The organism is Streptomyces sp. adm13(2018) (assembly GCF_008042145.1).
Lineage (GTDB): Bacteria > Actinomycetota > Actinomycetes > Streptomycetales > Streptomycetaceae > Streptomyces.
Genome location: NZ_RDBH01000124.1, coordinates 1 through 2,885 on the forward strand (window position 1 = coordinate 1; position 2,885 = coordinate 2,885).

The following is a 2,885-nucleotide window of genomic DNA, read 5'->3' on the forward strand; positions in this document are numbered from 1 at the left end:
TCCCCCGACGCCGTATCGGCTACGTCCCCCGGCGCCGTCCCGTCGGCCGGTTCGTCGTCGATCCCGATGATCACCGGGCCGCGGTCGGTCTCGACGACCTCGACGACGACCGGTTCGCCGCCCGCGACCTCGATCGTCTCGGTGTGCGCCGCGGCCGGGCGCCAGCCCTCGGGGCCGTACGCCTCCAGCCCGCCGTCCGGGAGCCGCCGCAGCCGCTCCCGGTAGAGGTCCTGGTAGTCCGACATCGCGTTGGTGATCGCCCAGGCCGCGGCCCCGGTGTGGCCGAAGTGGGCGAGTCCGGGGATGCCGGGCACGGCGATGCCCACCACGTCGTACGCGGGGCAGGCGAGGCGGATCTGCTGGTAGACGCCGGGTGCCTCGATGAAGCGGTGCGGGTCGCCCGCCACCAGCGCCGCCCCGCTCGCGGTCCGCCCGCCCGCGACCAGCCAGCCGTTGGAGCCGGACGTGCCGGGTCCGTCGGTCGCGAAGAGCTCCGTCCACTCCTCGCCGAGCCGCCGGGCGACCTCCTCGCGCCACAGCTTGGTGGGGAAGCCGGCGAACAGGATGTGGGTGGTCAGCCAGACGGCGAGCGGGGTCCACGGCTCCCACCGGCCGGGGGCGAGGCCGGTCCCGGCGAACTCGGGCGCCCGGGCCGCCCCGTCCGCGAGGCCGTCGTTCACCCCGTCCGCGTAGGCGCGCACCCAGGCCGCCGTCCCGGCGTCCTCGCGTTCCAGCCGCTCGAAGCAGCGGCGGGCGGTGTCGGCGAGCCGGGCGCGCCGGGCGAAGGTGTCCCACCCGAGCTCGGCGGCGCCGAGGAAGGCCGCCGTGGTGCCCTGCGCGCGGTGCCGCTCGACCTCCAGCTGCCAGGCCCGGTCGCGGGCGGTGACCCGCCCCTGAGCGAAGGCGAGTTCGTCCTCGTCCGCGGCGCGCAGATGGGGCACGCCCCACGCGTCCCGGTAGACGTCGATGCTCACGGAGACCCCGATCCCGTCCTTGTCACCGACATGGTCTTCGGCCATGTCTTCTGCGTACTTATTAGGTTAGGCTGACCTAAATTAATCTACAGGAGTTCAGGGGAGGGGATTGCCGTGGGTCACGGCTGGCAGGGTGCCGTTCTCAAGTTGTTCCGGGGCAAGGACTTCACGTTCACCGTGACGGGGGCCGAGCAGGTCACCGAGGACTACCGCCGGGTGCACTTCACGGACGGCGGTCTGCTCGCCGCCGCCGGGATCCACCCCACGATGTGGGTCCGGCTCTGGTTCGAGGACGCGGGCAAGCCGCACCAGCGCGCGTACACCCTGGTGGATCCCGACCAGGAGGCCGGCACCTTCAGCCTGGAGTTCGCGCTCCACGACGGCATCGCCAGTCGCTGGGCCCGCGCCTGCGCCCCCGGCGACATCGTCGAGGCGACCCTCCAGGGGACCGGCTTCGACGCCCCGGATCCCCGTCCCGGACGACTGCTCGTGGTCGGCGACCCGGCGTCGCTGCCCGCCGTCAACTCCCTGCTCGACGCCCTCCCGGGGGTCCCCGCCACCGTCTGGTTCGAGACCCAGCACGCCTCCGACGGGGAGCTGCCGTTCCGGCTCGACCCCGAGCACCACGAACTGCGCCGGGTGCCGCGCCGGGACGGCGGGGCCGACCTGGTCTCCCGGGTGAAGGCCGAACTCCCGGCCCTCGCGGACTCCGACCCGTACGTCTGGATCGCCTGCGACACCGCGACCACCCGCACCCTCGCCACGTACGCGCGCAAGGAGCTCGCCCTCCCCAAGGAGCGCGTCCACGCGCTCGGGTACTGGCGCGCGAGCTGACCGCTCCGTTCCGGCCGCTCCCGGCCCGTGCGCCGGGTTGACGATCCGTTACCCCGGCGCGTGGCGGATCGTTCACACCATTCGCCGGGGCGTCCGCTTCCGGCCTCTCGTGCGCAAGACGCGTGACGCCCGGGAACGGTTGTGGCGAAAACAATCGAATATGAACACGGAAACCCCCCTTTGGAGTGAACTCACGTCAGGCGACCGCGGGTTCACTCTCCGTGCGTAAAGATTCCGGTGTCTCAAGTCGCCGAGTCCGCGCCGACCCACCGTCCCCGTGGTGAGCGGCCGGCGACGCCATGTCTCTTGTGGGGGTTCCACCACCTTGAACAGCAACACCTTCCGCATGCCCGTACGCCGGACCGCCGCCGCCGCGACCGTCGCCGCCCTGGCCGTCGGCCCCGTGCTTCTCGCGGCCCCGGCGGCACAGGCGTCGGGCGGCGAAGGGCGCGCCACCGCCGTCGTCCTGCGGACCGGCCTCGACGTCTCCCTCCTGAACAAGACGGTCGACGTGCCGCTGCGGGTCTCCCTCAACGAGGTGAAGGCCCCGGAGACCGAGAACCAGACCGCGCTCTCCGTGAAGGTGCGGGGGGCCGAGGGCGACAAGCCGATCGACGTGCTCGCCGCCGACGTCGCCACCTCGAAGGCCACCGTGGACGAGGAGAAGGCCGAGGGGTACGTGAACCTCGTCAAGGCCCGGGTCCACGTCCCCGGCATCCCGCTGCTCTCGCTCATCGAGGTCGAGAAGGTGACCTCCAAGGCCCTCTGCGAGGTCGGCCGCAAGCCGGTGGCCGAGTCCAACGTCCTCGGGCACGTCATCGTCTTCGGCAAGAAGACCACGCTCTCCACCGCCGGCCGGACCGAGGTCGACGTGCCCCAGGTCGGCAAGGTGACCCTCGACCTGTCCCGCACCTCCACGACCTCGCGCACGGCCGCGGCCACCGCCCTCGAACTGAAGGTGGAGGTCGACCCGCTGAAGCTCGGCGTCGCCGAGGTCAACGGCACCGTGTCGCTCGCCGAGGCCACCTGCGAGACGCCCGAGGGCACGGCCCCCACCCAGAAGCCCACGGAGAAGCC

The 2,885-nt window shown here is 72.5% G+C and carries 3 protein-coding genes; 2 read left to right on the forward strand and 1 reads right to left on the reverse strand.

Annotated elements, in window-relative coordinates:
* Nucleotides 1-1,019 (reverse strand): penicillin acylase family protein (locus EAO70_RS15665; protein ID WP_148003599.1); only part of this gene is annotated, 1,019 nt, incomplete at its 3' end.
* Between the two features lie 69 nt (nucleotides 1,020-1,088).
* Here EAO70_RS15665 and EAO70_RS15670 point away from each other — a divergent pair.
* Nucleotides 1,089-1,808: a siderophore-interacting protein gene (locus tag EAO70_RS15670; protein ID WP_148003600.1), complete on the forward strand. Its 720-nt coding sequence runs from the start codon at nucleotides 1,089-1,091 to the stop codon at nucleotides 1,806-1,808.
* A 325-nt stretch (nucleotides 1,809-2,133) separates the two neighbouring features.
* Nucleotides 2,134-2,885 (forward strand): SCO1860 family LAETG-anchored protein (locus tag EAO70_RS37955; RefSeq protein WP_187283903.1); only part of this gene is annotated, 752 nt, incomplete at its 3' end.